This window comes from Pseudomonas sp. G.S.17 (assembly GCF_038096165.1).
Taxonomy (GTDB): domain Bacteria; phylum Pseudomonadota; class Gammaproteobacteria; order Pseudomonadales; family Pseudomonadaceae; genus Aquipseudomonas.
Genome location: NZ_CP151076.1, coordinates 1,927,664 through 1,947,292, shown reverse-complemented (window position 1 = coordinate 1,947,292; position 19,629 = coordinate 1,927,664). Strand labels below are relative to the sequence as shown.

13 protein-coding genes and 1 pseudogene are annotated in these 19,629 nt (G+C 59.7%); 7 read left to right on the top strand and 7 right to left on the bottom strand.

What is annotated here, in order from left to right; all coding sequences use genetic code 11:
* The first annotated feature begins 5 nt into the window (after window positions 1-5).
* On the top strand, window positions 6-491 hold the full coding sequence (locus AABC73_RS08930) for a GNAT family N-acetyltransferase (protein ID WP_341523269.1): 486 nt from the start codon (window positions 6-8) through the stop codon (window positions 489-491).
* Window positions 492-611: 120 nt separating this feature from the next.
* Here AABC73_RS08930 and AABC73_RS08925 read toward each other — a convergent pair whose 3' ends face one another.
* The 5 genes from AABC73_RS08925 to AABC73_RS08905 all read right to left on the bottom strand — a co-directional run bounded on the left by AABC73_RS08925 (window position 612) and on the right by AABC73_RS08905 (window position 9,707).
* Window positions 612-1,778: a putative zinc-binding peptidase gene (locus AABC73_RS08925; protein ID WP_341523268.1), complete on the bottom strand. Its 1,167-nt coding sequence runs from the start codon at window positions 1,776-1,778 to the stop codon at window positions 612-614.
* Between the two features lie 155 nt (window positions 1,779-1,933).
* Window positions 1,934-4,297, bottom strand: a complete 2,364-nt coding sequence (ligA, locus tag AABC73_RS08920; protein ID WP_341523267.1) for an NAD-dependent DNA ligase LigA — start codon at window positions 4,295-4,297, stop codon at window positions 1,934-1,936.
* 166 nt (window positions 4,298-4,463) lie between these two features.
* The gene (gene zipA, locus AABC73_RS08915; RefSeq protein WP_341523266.1) at window positions 4,464-5,303 is read right to left on the bottom strand and encodes a cell division protein ZipA; all 840 of its coding nucleotides are present in this window, start codon (window positions 5,301-5,303) and stop codon (window positions 4,464-4,466) included.
* A gap of 251 nt (window positions 5,304-5,554) precedes the next feature.
* Entirely contained in the window at window positions 5,555-9,043 is a 3,489-nt protein-coding gene (gene smc, locus AABC73_RS08910; RefSeq protein WP_341523265.1) for a chromosome segregation protein SMC, read from the bottom strand.
* Between the two features lie 4 nt (window positions 9,044-9,047).
* Complete coding sequence (locus AABC73_RS08905; protein ID WP_341523264.1) at window positions 9,048-9,707, bottom strand: GntR family transcriptional regulator; 660 nt, start codon at window positions 9,705-9,707, stop codon at window positions 9,048-9,050.
* A gap of 274 nt (window positions 9,708-9,981) precedes the next feature.
* On the opposite strand from AABC73_RS08905, the gene xdhA reads away from it, so the two are divergent.
* From xdhA to guaD, 4 genes are all read left to right on the top strand, one after another.
* On the top strand, window positions 9,982-11,436 hold the full coding sequence (xdhA, locus tag AABC73_RS08900) for a xanthine dehydrogenase small subunit (RefSeq protein ID WP_341523263.1): 1,455 nt from the start codon (window positions 9,982-9,984) through the stop codon (window positions 11,434-11,436).
* Entirely contained in the window at window positions 11,429-13,843 is a 2,415-nt protein-coding gene (gene xdhB, locus AABC73_RS08895; protein WP_341523262.1) for a xanthine dehydrogenase molybdopterin binding subunit, read from the top strand. The genes xdhA and xdhB overlap by 8 nt, the downstream gene beginning before the upstream one ends.
* A gap of 78 nt (window positions 13,844-13,921) precedes the next feature.
* A complete protein-coding gene (gene xdhC / locus AABC73_RS08890) occupies window positions 13,922-14,761 on the top strand; it encodes a xanthine dehydrogenase accessory protein XdhC (RefSeq protein ID WP_341523261.1) in 840 nt (279 codons plus the stop codon).
* Between the two features lie 7 nt (window positions 14,762-14,768).
* Window positions 14,769-16,076: a guanine deaminase gene (gene guaD, locus AABC73_RS08885; protein ID WP_341523260.1), complete on the top strand. Its 1,308-nt coding sequence runs from the start codon at window positions 14,769-14,771 to the stop codon at window positions 16,074-16,076.
* 116 nt (window positions 16,077-16,192) lie between these two features.
* Here the strand turns inward: guaD and AABC73_RS08880 are convergent, their stop codons facing one another.
* Complete coding sequence (locus AABC73_RS08880) at window positions 16,193-16,951, bottom strand: GntR family transcriptional regulator (protein WP_341523259.1); 759 nt, start codon at window positions 16,949-16,951, stop codon at window positions 16,193-16,195.
* A 388-nt stretch (window positions 16,952-17,339) separates the two neighbouring features.
* Between AABC73_RS08880 and AABC73_RS08875 the strand changes: the two genes are divergently transcribed.
* On the top strand, window positions 17,340-18,686 hold the full coding sequence (locus AABC73_RS08875) for an NCS2 family permease (protein ID WP_341523258.1): 1,347 nt from the start codon (window positions 17,340-17,342) through the stop codon (window positions 18,684-18,686).
* A 27-nt stretch (window positions 18,687-18,713) separates the two neighbouring features.
* A pseudogene (locus AABC73_RS08870) lies at window positions 18,714-19,007 on the top strand (LysE family transporter); the annotation flags it as partial.
* A gap of 258 nt (window positions 19,008-19,265) precedes the next feature.
* Here AABC73_RS08870 and uraH read toward each other — a convergent pair.
* Window positions 19,266-19,619 (bottom strand): hydroxyisourate hydrolase, encoded by a 354-nt coding sequence (gene uraH, locus AABC73_RS08865; protein WP_341523257.1) that lies wholly within the window; start codon window positions 19,617-19,619, stop codon window positions 19,266-19,268.
* Window positions 19,620-19,629 lie beyond the last annotated feature (10 nt).

Below are 19,629 nucleotides of genomic sequence, written 5' to 3'. Positions count from 1 at the left end.
CAGTGATGAAAAACCAGGTTGTGAGTTACCAGACGCTGACCGACGCCCAGCGAAAACAGCTGGATCTGCTGGAGATCTTGCCCGAGCAGATTCCGTACTCGGGCGATATCTACTGCGCGTTGAATACGCTGCTGATTCGGTCGACTGCTGATATCGAAGGATTCGTCCTGCTGGAGGATGACCAACCGGTAGGATTCTTCATGCTCAAACGTGGGGAGTATCTACCGGCGTGGGCGACTCAGGGTTCGGCTACGCTGCACGCCCTGCAGATCGATCGACGCTTTCAAGGTAAAGGGCTGGGCAAGGTCTTTCTGCAAGGTTTGCCAGATGCCGTTCGAGCGAAATGGCCGGATATCCCGCAAATAATGCTCTCGGTGGACGCCGATAATCTGCCTGCACTGAATCTGTATCTCGGCCAGGGTTGGGTCGATACCGGCGAAGCGTACAAAGGCCGGATCGGATATGAGCGACGTTTGCTGCTGACCTTGTAGCAAAAGATCCGTAGGACCGGCTTTAGCCGGGAGACCGCCCTCCCGGCTAAAGCCGGTCCTACCGGATGACGTCACCCGGCCGTTCCCATGAAATAACTCGGTGATTCAGATGGCATCTCATCACTGCGCCTGCAACGCCTCATCCGCCTTGCCGCCAGCATCCTGAATCACCAGATGGATGAAATGCAGCTTGGTAATGACCGCCGGCGACAAAACGAACGGGTAGAAATCCGGTTGCCCCATGCTGCGTGACAGCTCGTTGAGCATGCCCGCCAGTTCGATCCAGGCGTTGACGAACGACAGGAACGCCGGGCCGCCGGGATGCTGCGGGTCGTACAGGGTGTCCAGCGGAAATGGCTGGTAATCCAGATCCATATCGCGGGCACTCATGCCAAAACCCAGCGCGGTATCGACCGCATCCATCATGTGCAGGTAGTGCGCCCAGGTTTCCGCCCAGTCTTCCCACGGATGCATGGTGGCGTAGGCGCTGACGAAGCTCTGCTGCCAGTCCGCTGGTGCACTGCTCTGGTAGTGATGATCGAGGGCATCAGCGTAACTGGCGCGATCATCGCCGAACAGGTTGCGAAAGCCGTCTTGCCAGTAAGTGTCGGCGATCAAGCGATCCCAGTAGTAATGCCCGACTTCATGTCGGAAATGTCCCAGCAAGGTCCGATAAGGTTCGTGCATCTGTACCCGAACCTTCTCGCGGTGATCGTCGTCCGCTTCCTTGATATCCAGCGTGATCAAGCCATTGGCATGGCCGGTGGTGGGCAGCTTGCCTTCCAGATCCACGCCGACGAAATCGAAAGCAAGACCGCGCTCTTCGTCCCGGGTTTTCGGAATGACCTGCAAGCCCAGCGAGATTAGCTGTGCGACAAGGCGGCGCTTGGCGGTCTCGACCTTGCACCAGCGTTCGCCGTTTTCCGCTATCGACAGATCGGGGATGGTCCGGTTAAGGCTGCATGCGATGCAGAATTCCCCGGCGTTGTGCTCGGGAAACAGCCAGTTGCAGGCCGCCGGAGTGCTGAGGTTGGCGCAACGCCGATAGAGCCCGGCGCCAGGCTCATCGCTCAAGCGCCAGGTGTTTTCTTCAGGGCCTGGCTCCAGTGCGCTGAGACGGCCTTGCTCCGGCAAATAGCCCAGCGCTGCGGAACACGACAGGCATTGGGTATTGGGAAAGAAGATCGACTGCCCGCACTGGCACTGCCAGACCTTGCTCGCGCGCTTGGTTTCACTGACAAATGGCGCGGCAATACGTGAACTGAGTTGCTCGAAAAACCGGTACATGACGATCTCCTTGTAGGCGTGCAAGCACTAGATCATCGGCGTTTGCGGGGGTTCAATGATTTAACAAAGTACAGATCCCGCGAGGTTCGCAGGACCGGCTTTAGCCGGGAGAGCGTCCTCCCGGCTAAAGCCGGTCCTACGGTATTGCCACCCGCTCAATCCGCCTTGATGCCATGCTTGCCAAGGAAACCCACAAACGCCTCTTCATCCAGCACGTTGAGCCCAAGTTCATTGGCCTTGGTCAGTTTCGACCCGGCACCCGGCCCGGCGACTACGGTATGGGTCTTGGCAGAAACCGAGCCGGAGACTTTCGCGCCGAGGCTTTCGAGCTTTTCCTTGGCGATGTCGCGGCTCATCAGTTCCAGCGAACCGGTCAGCACCCAGGTCTGTCCGGCCAGCGGCAAGCCTTCCACGACCTTTATCTCGCTCTGCCAATGCATGCCGAAGTCCTTGAGCTGCGCTTCGATGGCCAGGCCGCACGCGGCGCGTTCAGGGTCGTCGAAGAAATCCCGCACGGCCTTGGCCTGCTTCTCAGGCAATGCCTGGCGCATGTCCAGCCAGTCAGCCTCGATCACCGCCTGCAGCGAACCGAACTTGTCGGCCAGTTTCTGCGCTGCACCGGGGCCGACGGCCGGGATGTTCAGTTTGTCGATCAAGCCACCCAGGGTCGCGCTGGCGGCGAATTCCGCACCCAACTCGCCCTGATCCTGCAACTCCAGGCCGCGCTCACCCAGCAGCGCGTCGATGACGTTGCGGTTGTGCTCGTCTTCGAAAAAGCTGTGGATCTCGTGGGCCACTTCCAGGCCGACATCCGGCAGGTAAGTCAGGACTTGCGGCAACGCCTGCTTGACCCGTTCCAGCGATGCCAACGAGCGCGCCAGCACCTTGGCGGTCTCTTCGCCGACATCAGGAATGCCCAGCGCGTAAATGAAGCGCGCCAGGGTCGGGCGCTTGCTGTCTTCGATGGCCTTGAGCAGCTTGTTGCTGGAGATTTCCGCGAAGCCTTCCAGATCGACGATCTGCTCGAATTTCAGGCCATACAGATCTGCCGGCGAACCGATGAGTTTCTCATCCACCAATTGCTCGATGGTTTTGTCGCCCAGCCCTTCAATGTCCATCGCCCGTCGCGAAACATAGTGAATGATCGCTTGCTTGAGCTGCGCGCCGCAGGCCAGACGACCCACGCAGCGATACACCGCACCTTCGCTGACGGTTTCCTTGCCCTTGCTGCGCTTGATCAACTGCGTGCGCTCTACATGGGAGCCGCACACCGGGCAGGTTTGGGGAATCTCGACGGCGCGGGCGTCATCCGGGCGTCGCTCAAGCACCACTTGCACGACTTGCGGGATCACGTCACCCGCGCGGCGAATGATCACCGTGTCGCCGATCATCAGGCCCAAACGCGCGACTTCATCCATGTTGTGCAAGGTGGCGTTGGCCACGGTGACGCCGGCGACCTTGACCGGTTTCAGACGCGCAACCGGCGTGACCGCGCCGGTACGACCCACCTGAAACTCGACGTCGACCAGTTCCGTGAGTTCTTCCATGGCCGGGAATTTGTGGGCGATGGCCCAACGCGGCTCACGGGCACGGAAACCCAGTTCGCGCTGGGAAGCCAGACTGTTGACCTTGAATACCACGCCGTCGATTTCATAGCTCAGCGACAGGCGACGCTCGCCGATGTCGTGGTAATAGGCCAGACACTCATCAATACCGTTGGCCAGTTTCAGCTCGCGACTGACCGGCATGCCCCATTTTTTCAGTTGGTTCAGATTGCCGATGTGCGTGTCGGCGAACTCCTCGGAAACCTGACCCAGACCGTAAGCGCAGAATTCCAGCGGACGATTGGCGGTGATCTTCGAATCCAACTGGCGCAGGCTGCCAGCGGCGGCGTTACGCGGATTGGCGAAGGTCTTGCCGCCGACTTCCAGCTGGCTGGCGTTGAGTCGCTCGAAACCGGCCTTGGACATGAACACTTCGCCGCGCACTTCCAGCGTCTGCGGCCAGCCGCTGCCATGCAACTTCAGCGGGATATTGCGCACGGTCCGCACGTTGACGCTGATGTCTTCGCCGGTGGTGCCGTCGCCTCGGGTTGCGCCACGCACCAGCGCGCCATCGCGGTACAACAGACTGACCGCCAGACCATCGAGCTTCGGCTCGCAGCTGTACTGCACCTTGGCGCCTTCGCTCAACAAATCCCCAACCGGCAAATCGAGGCCTTCGGTGACACGGCGGTCGAACTCGCGCATGTCGTTTTCTTCGAAGGCGTTGCCCAGGCTGAGCATCGGGACTTCATGACGCACTTGAGTAAACGCCGAAAGCGCTGCGCTGCCGACCCGCTGAGTGGGCGAATCCGGGGTGACCAGATGCGGATTCTCGACCTCCAGCGCCTTGAGCTCGTGGAACAACCGGTCGTATTCCACGTCCGGAATGCTCGGCTCGTCGAGCACGTGGTAGCGGTAGTTGTGTTGGTCCAGCTCTGCACGCAGTTCCAGGATTCGGGTTTCGGCGGCTTTCATTCGGTGTTCTCTCAAAAAGCAAAAGAGCAGCCTGGGCTGCTCAAATGGTGTTGCTGCTCGGACCTGAACCTTGTGGGACCGGCTTTAGCCGGGAAGGCGATGTACCAGACGCAAAATAGACGTCGGATGAACCGCCCTCTTCCCGGCTAAAGCCGGTCCTACGAGGTCAACGACGCTGGGTCAACGCGCGGCGTTCGAATTCCACGATGCGCTGACGATAATGCTCGATGGTCTGCGCGGTCATGACGCTACGCTGGTCGTCTTTGAGTTCACCGTTGAGTTCATGAGCCAGCTTGCGAGCAGCAGCGACCATGAGATCAAAAGCCTGCTTCGGATGACGCGGGCCCGGCAAGCCAAGGAAGAAGCTCACGGCGCGGGTGCTGAAATGGTCGATATCGTCCAGATCGAAAACACCCGGCTTGACCGCATTGGCCATGGAGAACAGCACTTCGCCGTTACCCGCCATGCTTTCGTGACGATGGAAAATGTCCATTTCGCCGAAACGCAGGCCGCTTTCCAGAATGTTCTGCAGCAGGGCCGGACCTTTGAAGCCGCTCTCGTCACGGGCAATCACGCTGATCACCAGCACTTCTTCCACCGGTGGCAAATCCTTGTCTTCGGTGATGCGCTGCTTGGGCTTGTCGTCCGGGAACTCGTCGTCGCGCCCGGTAAACAGGCTCGGGCCGTCCAGGTCGAGGTTCAGGTCGCCCTGTTGCGGCTCGTCCTTGCGCTTGTTGCTGCGTTTGTTGTCACGCGGGCTGGCGCTCATCGACGGCAGGTCGTGCTCGTCCAGTTGCGGTTCCTTGTGGGTATCCAGCACGCGCGGCGGACCAAGCACCTCGGCGGACGAAGTTTCATCATCGTCCGGCAGGTTGGAAAAGCTCCGGTCGAGCCTGAATTTCAATTTACCTTTGCCGCCGCGCATACGGCGCCAGCCATCGAAAAGAATACCGGCAATGACAATAATGCCGATGACGATCAGCCACTCGCGCAGACCGATTTCCATGTAATCCCGTGCCTCTAATAAAGAATGCTGAAAATAAGGGCCTAAACCCCTTTAAAACGTGGTGCCAAGTCTATGTTCTGACTGGCAATTTGCCCACGCGAAAAGAAAAAGTGGACATTAAGCTAGCACGACCAAAGGCAACTTTACACCGTCTGATACATCTGGTTTGCGCCAGAAGCGTTATCTACCGCACAGACCTCTGCATAACGCGCTATCAAAGAGCCATTTTCCCGCCTCGGGCGGTCTGAGAATCAGGCATCTACCAATGCCATTGCCTCCTCAACGTCTACCGCCACCAGCCGCGAACAGCCCGGCTCGTGCATGGTTACACCCATTAGTTGATCAGCCATTTCCATGGCGATCTTGTTGTGGGTGATGTAAATGAACTGCACGGTCTGCGACATCTCCTTAACCAGTCTGGCATAACGTCCGACGTTCGCATCGTCCAGCGGTGCATCCACTTCGTCGAGCATGCAGAACGGTGCCGGATTGAGTTTGAAAATGGCAAAAACCAGAGCCAACGCGGTCAAGGCTTTCTCGCCACCAGACAACAAATGAATGGTGCTGTTCTTCTTGCCTGGGGGACGCGCCATGATTGTCACCCCTGTATCGAGTAAATCTTCGCCCGTCAGTTCCAAATAAGCAGAGCCACCACCGAAAACTTTTGGGAAAAGTGCCTGAATTCCGCTATTTATCTGATCGAAGGTCTCTTTGAAGCGGTTACGAGTCTCCTTGTCGATCTTGCGAATCACGTTTTCCAGCGTATCCAGCGCTTCCACCAGATCGGCGTTTTGTGCGTCCAGATAGCGTTTGCGTTCGGACTGCTGCTGATACTCATCAATCGCCGCGAGGTTGATCGCGCCCAGACGCTGAATCCGCGCACCGATGCGTTCCAGTTCTTCTTCAGCGTCTTTTTCGTTGGCTTCTGGCGTGAGCGTCGCGAGGACGCCGTGCAAGTCGTAACCGTCTTCAAGCAATTGATCCTGCAAGGTTTTGCGCCGCACCGTGAGCGACTGCCATTCCATGCGTTGCTGTTCCAGCTGACCGCGCAGCAACTGGGATTGCTGTTCAGCCTGGGTCCGACGTTTTTCGGCGTCGCGCAATTCCCGGTCGGCGTCTTCCAGGGCGATTTTCGCGGTACGCATTTCGTCGTCGACGACCATGCGCCGTTCAAGCAGTTCTTCAAGCTTGAGCCGCAGCTCTTCCAGAGGCGCTTCGCCCTCCTCCAGATTCAGGTTCAGTTGCTCGCGCTTTTCGGTCAGGCGCTCGGATTGCATTTCCAGCCGCTCCAGCGCCTGGCGCGTGGAATCATGCTGCGCGCGTAGCGAACCCAGACGAACTGCCAACTGATGGGCATGATCCTTGTGTTGCCGGGCTTCCTGACGGACGCGATCCAGACGTTCACGCAAGCTGTCGCGCTGGGCCTGAAGCAGCTCGCGCTGTTCGGTATCCAGCGCCATGGCGTCCAGCGCGTCCTGCAATTGCAGGCGCGATTCGCCAAGGCTTTCATGTTCGATGGCGCGCTGCTCGCCCAGTTCGGCCAGCTCTTCGTCCAGACGCGTGCGGCGCAAGGTCAGTTGCTCGACCTTGGCCTTGGCCGCCGACAGCTGCGCAGTGAGTTCGCTCTGTTGCCGGGTTTCGTCCTGCACACGACGGCGCAGCTGTTCCCGGGCTTCTTCCTGCAACGACTGTTGTTCGCGCAAGGTCAGCAATTGTTCTTCAAGGGCGGCCAGGGTCGCTTCGCGCTCGTCGCGCTCAAGGCCCAGGCGCTGCAATTCCTGACCACGGGCCAGCACACCGCTTTGCGCTTCACTGGCGCGCCGGACCCGCAGGAAATGCCGACCGACCCAATAACCATCGCGACTGATCAGGCTTTGTCCGGCGGCAAGCTGCGCGCGCTGGGCCAAGGCGTCGTCAAGGGTTGCCACAGGTTTGACCTGGCCGAGCCAGATCGACAGGTCCATGGCGCTGTCGACCTTTTCCAGCAGGCTGCCGGGGATGCGCACGGCGTCGGCCGCTGGATTAACCAGACGCAAGTCGCCTTGCTGGAAACCGGCCAGATCCAGCCCGTCGAAGTCATCCACCAGGACCGCCTGCAAATCGGCACCGAGCACGGTTTCCACCGCCAGCTCCCAGCCCGCCTCGACCTGCAAGCCTTCAGCCAGACGCGGGCGCTCGGCCAAATCGTGTTCGCGCAGCCATTCAGCGGTGCCGGTGTCAGGGTCCAAAGCCGCTTGTTGCAAGGCTTCCAGCGACGCCAATCGGCCATTGAGACGTTGCAGTTCGCCCTGGGCCTGTTGCTGGGCCTGATTGGCCTGTTGCAGTTCGCTGCGCAGCTGCTCGACACGTTCAACGGCCTGTTCTTCGCCGATGTGCAGCTCTTCGAGGGTCATTTCCCGGGTGGCGAGGTCTTCGCTGAGTTCGAGGATCACCGCATCTTCCGGCGCCGCAGCGAGCAACTGACGCTCTTCGCCCAGACGCCGCTGACGCTCGCCCAGGCGTTCCATGCTCTGTTCCAGCTGCTGGATGCGCGATTGCTGCACTTCGGCCTGACGCCGGGGTTCGGCAGAGCGTTGGTTGAAGGTCTCCCATTGCTCCTGCCAGCCATGCATCACGGTTTCTGCGTCTTCCAGGGACGCAGCGGATTCCTCGGCGGCGGCGCTGGTCATTTCCTGTTCGGGCTCAAGCATTTCCAGCTCTTCGCCCAAGGTCGCCAGCAAGGTGCGGTCGTGCCCCAGATGCGATTCGGTTTCCAGCCGCGCGCGCTCGGCTTCGCGCAGGTCGTCCTGCAATTGGCGCAAGCGCTGCTGGCCGTGCTGGATGCTTTGCTCGATCCGCGCAATGTCGCCGCCCACCGAATAAAAGCGACCCTGCACCAGATTGAATCGCTCGGACAGGTCGTGATGCCCGTCTCGAAGGCGCTCAATGCTCGCATCGGCGCTGCGTTGGTCAGCGACCAACGCTTCGAAACCCACTTCCTGATTGCCGATCACCGCTTCGCGCTGGCCGACCTGATCGTTCAACGCCTGCCAGCGCAAGGCCGACAACTGGGCCTTGAGCTGGCGTTCTTCGCCTTTGTATTCCTGATATTTCTCGGCGGCCTGGGCCTGGCGATGCAAGCGTTCGAGCTGACGCTCCAGCTCTTCGCGCAGGTCGGTCAGGCGGGCGAGGTTTTCGTGGGTGCGACGAATGCGGTTTTCTGTTTCGCGGCGGCGCTCCTTGTACTTGGAGATGCCGGCCGCTTCTTCAATGAAATTACGCAGGTCCTCAGGCTTGGCTTCGATCAGCTTGGAGATCATGCCCTGCTCGATGATCGAGTAGCTGCGCGGGCCCAGGCCGGTGCCGAGGAAGATGTCGGTGATGTCCCGGCGACGGCACTTGGTGCCGTTCAGGTAATAGCTGTTCTGACTGTCGCGGGTCACTTTGCGGCGAATGGAAATTTCCGCGTAGCTGGCGTATTCGCCCACCAGCGTGCCATCGGAGTTATCGAACACCAGCTCGATGCTCGCCTGGCTGACCGGTTTGCGGGTCGTGGAGCCGTTGAAGATGACATCGGTCATCGACTCGCCGCGCAGGTTCTTGGCCGAGCTTTCGCCCATGACCCAGCGCACGGCGTCGATGATATTGGATTTGCCGCAGCCGTTAGGGCCTACGACTGCCGCCATGTTGCTGGGGAAGTTCACCGTGGTGGGGTCGACGAAGGACTTGAACCCCGCCAGCTTGATGCACTTCAGGCGCATGGGCTCAGCTCGCTCCCAGCGCCGACAGCACCAATTGGCAACTGCGCTGGCCGTAGCGGGTCAGCACGACGCGAATCTGCACGGCATCACGGGCGACAACAGCATCCAGCAACTGCGCGAACAGCGTCAGGTATTCGCTCATCTCCGCCTTGCGTTGCTCCAGCGCCAGGTAATAGCTGCGGCTCATGGAAGGCTGCAGATTCTCGACGGTTTCCTGCAGATACGGATTGTCGGCGAACGGGAACGCGGCGCGCATGACATTGAAGCTGTCTTCGACGAACGTCTTGACGTCGCCGCGCTCGAAACTGGCAATCAGGCGCTGCTGGATCTGCAGGAACGGCGCGAGATCGGCCGGCTCCTGCCAGCGATCAGCCACGGCCAGGGCGAGCAGAATGTACAACTCGCTCATCAGCGTGCAGAGGCTCTGCACGTTATGCGCATTGAGTTCGGTAACCTGTGCGCCACGGCGCGGCAGGATCGCCACCAGATGGCGGCGTTCAAGAATCAGCAATGCTTCGCGCACCGAGCCACGGCTGACGTTCAGCGCCAGCGTGACCTTTTGTTCCTGAATACGCTCCCCGGGCTTGAGTTCGCCACGGATGATGCGCTCGGCAAGATGGTGAGCGATTTGCTCGGCGAGGCTATCCGGCGCCTTGAACGTCATGACTATCCTAAATACTTGTGAAAACCAAGCCGCGAAGTGTATCGCAACCAAGGCCCATGGCGCAGGGCCATGCACGTGGAAACTGGCACGAAATAAGCAAAACTTTGGACAACGTCGTATCCGTTTATTGCAACCGGAGCACACCGTTAATCGGCAAATGATCAAAAAGTGATTTTTCCTGACTCAAAGGTCAGAATTTTTATTGACCGTAAAGTCAGAGCTGATAGATTCAGCGTCATGTTCGATTACAAAAAAAACGTGCAGAGGGCCTTCCGTGATCCAATTTCTTTTAAACAACGAGCTGCGCACCGAGCAGGCTCTGGACCCGAACATGACGGTCCTCAATTACCTGCGCGAACACCTGCACAAACCCGGCACCAAGGAAGGTTGCGCCAGCGGTGATTGCGGGGCCTGCACGGTGGTGGTCGGTGAACTGGCCAATGATGAGCAAGGCGAACAGAGCCTGCGTTATCGCAGCCTGAATTCGTGCCTGACCTTCGTGGCTTCGCTGCACGGCAAACAACTGATCAGCGTTGAAGACCTCAAACATCAAGGCCAACTGCACAGCGTTCAACAAGCCATGGTCGATTGCCACGGCTCGCAATGCGGGTTTTGCACGCCCGGTTTTGTGATGTCGCTGTTTGCCCTGCAAAAGAACAGCATCCAGGCCGATTCGCATCAGGCCTACGAAGCGCTGGCCGGCAATCTTTGCCGCTGCACCGGTTATCGGCCGATCCTCGCGGCCGCCAAGCAATCCTGCGCCAATCGTCAGCCTGACCAGTTCGATCAGCGCCAGGCCGAAACCATCGCCCGCCTGCGCGCCATTGCGCCCACGCAAACCGGCGAGCTGAACAGCGGCGACAAGCGCTGTCTGGTGCCGCTGACGGTCGCCGATCTGGCGCAACTTTATGAGTCTTACCCGCAAGCACGGCTGCTGGCGGGCGGTACCGATCTGGCGCTGGAAGTCACCCAGTTTCATCGTCCGCTGCCGGTGATGATCTACGTCGGCAATGTCGCCGATTTGAAGCGCATCGAACATTTCGACGACCGGCTGGAGATCGGCGCAGCGACGTCGCTGACCGACTGTTACGCCGCGCTGACTGCCGAGTACCCGGACTTCGGCGAACTGCTGCAGCGCTTCGCCTCGTTGCAGATTCGCAATCAGGGCACGTTGGGCGGCAATATCGGCAATGCCTCGCCGATTGGCGACTCGCCACCGCTACTGATTGCCCTCGGCGCGCACATCGTGTTGCGCAAGGGCGACACGCGTCGCACCCTGGCGCTGGAAGACTACTTCATCGATTACCGGGTCACCGCGCGTCAGGAAAGCGAGTTCATCGAGAAGATCATCGTGCCCAAGGCCAACACCAGGCAGGCATTCCGCGCCTATAAAGTGTCGAAACGGCTGGACGACGATATTTCTGCGGTGTGCGCGGCATTCCGGCTGCACATCGAGAACGGTGCCATTGCCGATGCGCGAGTGGCTTTCGGCGGCATGGCGGCGATCCCGAAACGCGCGGCGGCCTGTGAACAAGCGCTGATCGGCGCGCCCTGGACCAGCGCCACGGTGGAGCGCGCCTGCGCGGCGCTGGCGGAAGATTTCACGCCGCTGTCGGATTTTCGCGCCAGCAAGGAATATCGCTTGTTGAGTGCGCAGAACCTGCTGCGCAAATACTTCATCGAGCTGCAATCACCGCACATCGAAACGCGGGTGACTGATTATGTCTAACCATCCAGCAGCAAAAACCCAGGCGGAAATGATCGCCCTGTTTCAGCAGGACCTGACCACCGGCGTCGGGCGCAGCGTCAAGCATGACAGCGCCGACAAACATGTGTCCGGCGAAGCGGTGTATATCGATGACCGCCTGGAATTCCCCAATCAATTGCATGTGTACGCGCGCCTGTCCGACCGTGCCCACGCGCGCATCGTCAGCGTCGACGTCACGCCCTGCTACGCCTTCGAAGGCGTGCGCATTGCAATCACTCACGAAGACATTCCCGGCCTGAAAGACATCGGCCCGCTGTTGCCCGGCGATCCTCTTCTGGCCATCGACAAGGTGGAATTCGTCGGCCAGCCAGTGATTGCCGTTGCTGCGCGCACTCTGGACATCGCCCGCGAGGCGGCGATGGCGGCAGTCATTGAATATGAAGACCTTGAACCGGTGCTGGATGTGGTCGAGGCGCTGCGCAACAAACATTTCGTGCTCGACAGCCACACCCATCAACGGGGTGATTCCGCTGGCGCGCTGGCCGCTGCGGCGCATCGCATTCAGGGCAATCTGCATATCGGCGGCCAGGAGCATTTTTATCTGGAAACGCAGATTTCCTCGGTGATGCCCGCCGAAGATGGCGGCATGATCGTCTACTGTTCGACGCAAAACCCCACCGAAGTGCAAAAGCTGGTCGCTGAAGTGCTTGATGTGTCGATGAACAAGATCGTCGTCGACATGCGTCGCATGGGCGGCGGTTTTGGCGGCAAGGAAACCCAGGCCGCAAGCCCGGCGTGCTTATGCGCCGTAGTCGCACGCTTGACCGGGCAGCCGACCAAGATGCGCTTGCCTCGGGTCGAAGACATGCTGATGACCGGCAAACGCCATCCGTTCTATATCGAGTACGACGTTGGCTTTGATGACAACGGGCGTTTGCATGGCATTCAGCTGGAGCTGGCCGGTAACTGCGGTTATTCGCCGGACCTTTCGGCGTCGATTGTCGATCGGGCGATGTTCCATGCCGACAACTCGTATTACCTGGGCGACGCCACCATCAATGGCCACCGCTGTAAGACCAACACCGCATCGAACACCGCGTATCGCGGCTTCGGCGGGCCGCAAGGCATGGTTGCCATCGAAGAAGTGATGGACGCCATCGCCCGCCACCTGGGCAAAGACCCGCTGCAAGTGCGCAAGGCCAATTACTACGGCAAGACCGAGCGCAACGTTACCCACTATTACCAGACCGTCGAGCACAACATGCTCGAAGAGATGACCGCCGAACTGGAGGAAAGCAGCCAGTACGCGGCGCGGCGCGAAGCCATTCGTGCCTACAACGCCAACAGCCCGATCCTCAAGAAAGGCCTGGCGCTGACGCCGGTGAAGTTCGGCATTTCGTTTACCGCCAGTTTTCTCAATCAGGCCGGCGCGCTGATCCATATCTACACCGACGGCAGCATTCACCTGAACCACGGCGGCACGGAAATGGGCCAGGGCTTGAACGTCAAGGTTGCGCAAGTCGTCGCCGAGGTGTTTCAGGTCGACATTGAGCGCATTCAGATCACCGCAACCAACACCGACAAAGTGCCGAATACTTCGCCGACTGCCGCGTCCAGTGGCGCTGACCTGAACGGCAAGGCAGCGCAGAACGCGGCCCAAATCCTCAAGCAGCGGCTGGTGGAATTCGCAGCCAGGCACTTCAAGGTCGAGGAAGCGGACGTGGATTTCCGCAACGGCCATGTTCGCGCCGGGGAGCAGATCCTGTCGTTCGAATCCCTCGCGCAACTGGCGTGGATGGGTCAGGTGTCGCTGTCCAGCACTGGCTATTACAAGACGCCGAAGATTTTCTACGACCGCAGTCAGGCCCGCGGGCGGCCGTTCTATTACTTCGCGTTTGGCGCCGCCTGCACCGAAGTGATCGTCGACACCCTGACCGGCGAATACAAAATGTTGCGCACCGACATCCTGCATGACGTCGGCGCCTCGCTGAACCCGGCCATTGATATCGGCCAGGTCGAAGGTGGTTACATTCAGGGCATGGGTTGGCTGACCACTGAAGAGCTGGTCTGGAATGCCAAGGGCAAACTGATGACCAATGGCCCGGCGGGCTACAAGATTCCGGCCGTGGCGGACATGCCGCTGGACCTGCGGGTCAAGCTGGTGGAAAACCGCAAGAATCCGGAAGACACCGTGTTCCATTCCAAGGCCGTTGGCGAACCGCCGTTCATGCTGGGCATTGCGGCGTGGTGTGCAATCAAGGACGCGGTGGCGAGCCTTGCGGATTATCGCTATCAACCGAAAATCGACGCACCCGCCACGCCGGAGCGGGTGTTGTGGGGGTGTGAGCAGATGCGGGCGTTGAATAGTGCGACGACAGCCCCCGTAGGAGCGGATTTATCCGCGAAGAGGCCGGTACATTCAACATAGTTGGCGTTTGACCCAACGCTTTCGCGAGCAAGCTCGCTCCCACCAAACTCGCGCCTACAGGATTGAGGAATGTTCATCATGAACAACTGGATCAGCGCCCTCGCCGAACTGCAAAGCCGGGGCGAAGCCTGCGTGTTGGTGACCATCATCGAAGAGCGTGGCTCGACGCCGCGCAATGCCGGTTCGAAGATGGTGGTCAGCGCCGAACGAATTTTCGACACCATCGGTGGCGGGCATCTGGAATACAAGGCCATGGAAATCGCTCGGGAAATGCTCGCCAGCGGCAGCCAGAACACCCGTCTGGAGCGCTTCAGCCTGGGCGCGAGCCTCGGTCAGTGCTGCGGCGGCGTGAACGTGCTGCTGTTCGAACCCATGGGCCAGCCTCAAGCGCAGATTGCTGTGTTTGGCGCCGGTCATGTTGGCCGCGCCCTGGTGCCACTATTGGCCAGCCTGCCCTGCCGGGTGCGCTGGATCGATTCCCGCGAGCAGGAATTCCCGGCGCAGATTCCTCACGGCGTGCACAAAATTGTCGCCGAAGACCCACTTGATGAGATCGACGCATTGCCCAGCGGCAGCTACTGCATCGTCATGACCCACAACCATCAACTGGACCTGGAACTGACCGCCGCGATTCTCAAGCGCGGCGACTTTGCCTATTTCGGCCTGATCGGTTCGAAGACCAAACGGGTCAAATTCGAGCACCGTTTGCGTGACCGGGGTTTTGATGCGGCATTGCTGCAACGCATGCGCTGCCCCATGGGTCTGGCCGAAGTGAAGGGCAAATTGCCCATCGAAATCGCCGTGTCCATCGCCGCCGAGGTGATCGCCACCTACAACGTCAATTTCGGCCAGCACCGTTCAAGCGCCGAACCTATCGCCAAACTGCTGCCGGTGTCCCGCCGCAGCCAGGCCCAATGAGATTCTTATGACGTCCAGCCAAAAAGCCTACCGCGCCGCCATCCTTCACAGCCTCGGCGATCCAGCCGAAGTCGGGATGCAGGCTTCCTACGAATATTTCGCCGACGGCCTGCTGCTGGTCGAGAACGGCAAGATTTCCGCCATCGGTGATGCTGCTGATTTACTCGGCGCACTCGATGCCGAAGTCGAAGTGATCGAATACAAGGACGCGCTGATCACGCCCGGTTTCATCGACACGCACATCCATTTACCGCAGACCGGCATGGTCGGTTCCTACGGCGAACAGCTGCTGGACTGGCTCAATACCTACACCTTCCCCTGCGAAAAACAGTTCGCCGACCCGGCCCATGCGGCAGAAGTCGCGGACATCTTTCTCAAGGAACTGTTGCGCAACGGCACCACCACGGCACTGGTGTTCGGCAGCGTGCACAAGGAGTCGGTGGAGGCGTTTTTCCAGGCCGCAGAAAAGCTCGACCTGCGCATGATCGCCGGCAAAGTGATGATGGATCGCAATGCGCCGGATTATCTGACCGACACGCCGGAATCAGGCTACGCCGACAGCAAGGCCCTGATCGAACGCTGGCACGGCAAGGGTCGACTGCACTACGCAGTGACGCCGCGTTTCGCGCCCACCAGCACGCCCGAACAACTGACGCTGGCCGGTCAATTGCTCACCGAATATCCGGATCTGTACATGCAGACCCACATCAGCGAAAACCTGCAGGAAGTCGAGTGGGTCAAGGCGCTGTTCCCCGAGCGCAGCGGCTATCTGGACGTGTACGACCATTTCAAACTGCTGGGCCAGCGCTCGGTGTTCGCTCACGGCGTGCACCTGTGTGACGCCGAATGTGCGCGGCTGGCAGAAACCGGTTCGGCCATCTCGTTCTGTCCGACGTCGAACTTCTTCCTCGGCAGCGGCCTGTTCAACCTGCCGATGGCCGAGAAGCACAAGGTCAACGTCGGCATGGGCACTGACGTAGGTGGCGGCACCAGTTTTTCAATCCTGCAAACCCTGAACGAAGCCTACAAAGTCATGCAGTTGCAGGGTGCGAAACTCAGCCCGTTCAAATCGCTGTACCTGGCAACCTTGGGTGGTGCGCGGGCACTGCGTCTGGAAGACAAGATCGGCAGCCTGCAACCGGGCAGCGAAGCGGACTTCCTGGTGCTGGATTATCACGCCACGCCGCTGCTTTCCTATCGCCTCAAGCAGGCGAAGAACATCGAGGAAACGCTGTTCGTGCTGATGACGCTGGGGGATGACCGCACCGTGCAGGAGACCTATTCGGCGGGGCAGTTGGTGCATAGCAGGCAATGAAAGTCATCCCGTAGGACCGGCTTCAGCCAGGAGGGCAATCGTTTAAATGAAATGCCCCGCTCCCGGCTAAAGCCGGTCCTACGGGGTGCGTTGCGCTGCGCTGCGGTCCAGTTAAGTCACACCACCCGGCCCGGCTTTTTCTTGCTCAGCATCAAGTGCGAAAACACGGCGTGCAGGTCGTCCGAGGCGTTGTCTTCGTCGAGGTTCAGTTTGCTGTCGATGTGGTCCATGTGGTGCATCATCAGCTGCACCGCGCGCTTGCCATCCCGCGCTTCGATGGCGTCTATCAGCTGGGTGTGCTCGTCGTAGGAACAGTGCGAGCGATTGCCGCTTTCGTACTGGGCAATGATCAATGACGTCTGCGAAACCAGGCTGCGCTGGAAGCTGATCAGCGGCGCGTTCTTCGCCGCTACGGCCAGTTGCAAGTGAAACTCCCCCGACAGGCGAATGCCTGCGCCGCGATCACCCTTGGAAAAACTGTCTCGCTCGTCGGTGACCATCTGTCGCAACTCGGCAAGCTGCTCCGGCGTGGCGTGTTCCACGGCCAGTTCGGTGATGGCTTTTTCCACCAGACGCCGGGCAAAGAACACCTGTCGGGCTTCCTCGACGCTGGGGCTGGCGACCACCGCGCCGCGGTTGGGGCGCAACAAAACCACACCTTCATGGGCCAGACGCGACAAGGCGCGACGAATGATCGTGCGGCTCACGCCAAAAATTTCACCCAGCGCTTCCTCGCTCAACTTGGTCCCCGGCGCCAGACGCTGCTCAAGGATCGCCTCGAAAATATGCGCGTAGACGATGTCGTCCTGGGTACCGGTGCGACCGGATTTGGGCGCACGCGGCTGTTTTTTGAGGGGTTGCAACGGTTCGTTCATGGGCGCTCGTGGGCAGTGAGTCGAGGTGAAAAGGATCGGCGCATTGTACACAGGTCTGTTGAACAACCGCGCTATGTGGGAGCGAGCTTGCTCGCGAAGAGCACGGTCAGGCCACAACAATTTTGAGACTGAAATATCGCTTCGCGAGCGAGCTCGCTCCCACACGGATCAGTCGCTCATTGCATCGTCTGGCTTATGCACACAATCCCGATAATTTTCGATACAACAGAAAAAACATTATTTGCTTTATTTGTATACAAACGCATAATCCGTCTCGTGCGAGTTTCTGACCTTATGGTCAACAAATAACGAAACCCGCCACGCTTCACCTCACGGCGCCGCCTGATGCCGCCGGTTAAAACAACAAAAATTCTTGAGGGGTACCGCTGTGGAAAGCCGCAAATCCGAAGCAACGCCGCTGGATCTCACGCCGCCACGAAGCGGTCTTCTGGAACGCATTTTCAAACTGAGCCTGCACGGCACCACCGTCAAAACCGAGCTGCTGGCGGGGATGACCACGTTCATCACCATGGCTTACATCATCTTCGTCAACCCGAACATCATGGCCGACGCCGGGATCGACCACGGCGCAGCATTCGTCGCCACCTGCATCGCGGCAGCCCTGGGTTGCCTGTTGATGGGCCTGTACGCCAACTGGCCAGTGGGCCTGGCGCCGGGCATGGGCCTGAATGCGTTCTTCACTTACACCGTGGTCGGCACCATGGGTTACAACTGGGAGACGGCGCTGGGCGCGGTGTTTATTTCCGGGGTAATTTTCATGTTCTTGACCTTGTCCAGGGTGCGTGAATGGCTGCTCAACAGCATTCCGGTCAGCCTGCGCTTTGCCATGGGCGCCGGGGTTGGCCTGTTTCTCGGGCTGATCGGCTTGAAGACGGCGGGCATTGTGGTCGACAGCCCGGCGACGCTGATCAAGCTCGGTTCCCTGCGCGAGCCGGGGCCGTTGCTGGCAGCGATCTGCTTTCTGATGATCGCGGTGCTCAGTTACCACCGGGTGTTTGGCGCGATCCTGATCAGCATCATTGCCGTGACGCTGGCCGGCTGGGGTCTGGGGCTGGTGCATTATCAGGGCATTTTGTCGACGCCGCCGAGCCTTGCGCCGACCTGGATGGCGATGGATATCAAAGGCGTGTTCAACGTCAGCATGATCAGCGTGGTGCTGGCCTTTCTGTTCGTGCACATGTTCGATACCGCCGGGACATTGATGGGCGTCGCCCAGCGCGCCGGGCTGGTCCGGGCCGACGGAAAGATCGAAAACCTCTCCAGGGCATTGAAGGCCGACAGCGCGTCCAGTGTGTTCGGCGCCATGGTCGGCGTACCGCCGGTGACCAGTTATGTGGAAAGCGCGGCAGGCGTTGCAGCAGGTGGACGCACCGGGCTGACGGCCGTGACCGTGGGCGTGTTGTTTATCGCGGCGATGTTTTTTGCGCCGCTGGCTGGCATGATTCCCGCTTACGCCACAGCAGGCGCGCTGATCTATGTCGCGATGCTGATGATGGGCGGCATGGCCCATATCAACTGGGACGAAGCCACCGACAGCATTCCGGCGATTGTCACGGCGATCATGATGCCGCTGACCTTTTCCGTGGCCGATGGCATTGCACTGGGCTTCATCACTTACGTGGTGCTGAAGGCGGGCACCGGCAAGCACAAGGAAATCTCGGTCAGCCTGTGGGTGCTGTGCGCGATCTTCATTGCCAAGTTTATTTTTCTGTAGTTCCAAGCATTTGAAGGAGCACACCGCATGACCCTGGAAACCTGGCTGCTGTTCAGTGGCGCCGCGTTGGTGGTGATTCTGATACCGGGACCGTTATCGCTGCTGATGATCAGCAACAGCCTGAATTACGGCCTGCTGCGCTCGTATCCGGCGTTTCTCGGCGGCGTGCTCGCTTCGGTGTGCTTGCTCAGCGCTTCGGCGTTAGGCCTTGGGGCGTTGCTGCTGGCTTCGGAACAGTTGTTTAGCGCGCTGAAAATCGTCGGCGGCCTGTATCTGTTTTACCTGGCCTGGCAAAGCTGGCGGCAATCACGTCAACCGGCAACTGCGCCGGGTTGTTTGGTACTGCGGGAGCGGCTTCGTTGTTGAGTCGCTGATTCAAACCCGCTCCCTAATATCTAACGACCGGTAGGAGGGGACTTGTCCCCGAATGCGATGGCCCTGACAACGATAATCCGCAAGGTGAACGCTGCCTGAGCTACCGCCTTTCGGGGACAAGTCCCCTCCTACAAGGCGCAATACCGACCAAAAAAAACCCGCAGTGTGGGCGGGCAAGGTAACCGTCGGACCTGTCGTGGCGATCTAGCTGCCGCGATAGGTCGAATAGCTGTAGGGCGAGATTAACAGCGGTACGTGATAGTGCTCCTGACCCGCGTCAATACCGAAGCGCAACACCACCACATCCAGAAAGGCCGGATTCGGCAATGCAGTGCCGCGAGCACGGTAGTAATCGCCAGCATGAAATTGCAGCTGATACACACCCGAACGGTAATCATCGCCCTGTAACAACGGCCCATCGCAACGGCCATCGCTGTTGGTCACGGTACTGGCAATCCGGTCCAGGCGCTCGCCTTCAACCCGGTACAGTTCGACCTTGATAGCGCTGCCGGGGCAGCCGTGTGCAGCGTCCAGTACATGCGTCGTCAATCTTCCCATTGCTCGTCTG

Excerpts from the sequence above, each read along its gene's own strand:
- guaD (WP_341523260.1), top strand. The coding sequence starts at position 14,769 with ATGACGTCCAGCCAAAAAGCCTACCGCGCCGCCATCCTTCACAGCCTC.
- xdhB (WP_341523262.1), top strand. The coding sequence starts at position 11,429 with ATGTCTAACCATCCAGCAGCAAAAACCCAGGCGGAAATGATCGCCCTG.
- AABC73_RS08880 (WP_341523259.1), bottom strand. The coding sequence starts at position 16,951 with ATGAACGAACCGTTGCAACCCCTCAAAAAACAGCCGCGTGCGCCCAAA.
- AABC73_RS08905 (WP_341523264.1), bottom strand. The coding sequence starts at position 9,707 with ATGACGTTCAAGGCGCCGGATAGCCTCGCCGAGCAAATCGCTCACCAT.
- zipA (WP_341523266.1), bottom strand. The coding sequence starts at position 5,303 with ATGGAAATCGGTCTGCGCGAGTGGCTGATCGTCATCGGCATTATTGTC.
- AABC73_RS08925 (WP_341523268.1), bottom strand. The coding sequence starts at position 1,778 with ATGTACCGGTTTTTCGAGCAACTCAGTTCACGTATTGCCGCGCCATTT.
- ligA (WP_341523267.1), bottom strand. The coding sequence starts at position 4,297 with ATGAAAGCCGCCGAAACCCGAATCCTGGAACTGCGTGCAGAGCTGGAC.
- xdhC (WP_341523261.1), top strand. The coding sequence starts at position 13,922 with ATGAACAACTGGATCAGCGCCCTCGCCGAACTGCAAAGCCGGGGCGAA.
- smc (WP_341523265.1), bottom strand. The coding sequence starts at position 9,043 with ATGCGCCTGAAGTGCATCAAGCTGGCGGGGTTCAAGTCCTTCGTCGAC.
- uraH (WP_341523257.1), bottom strand. The coding sequence starts at position 19,619 with ATGGGAAGATTGACGACGCATGTACTGGACGCTGCACACGGCTGCCCC.
- AABC73_RS08930 (WP_341523269.1), top strand. The coding sequence starts at position 6 with ATGAAAAACCAGGTTGTGAGTTACCAGACGCTGACCGACGCCCAGCGA.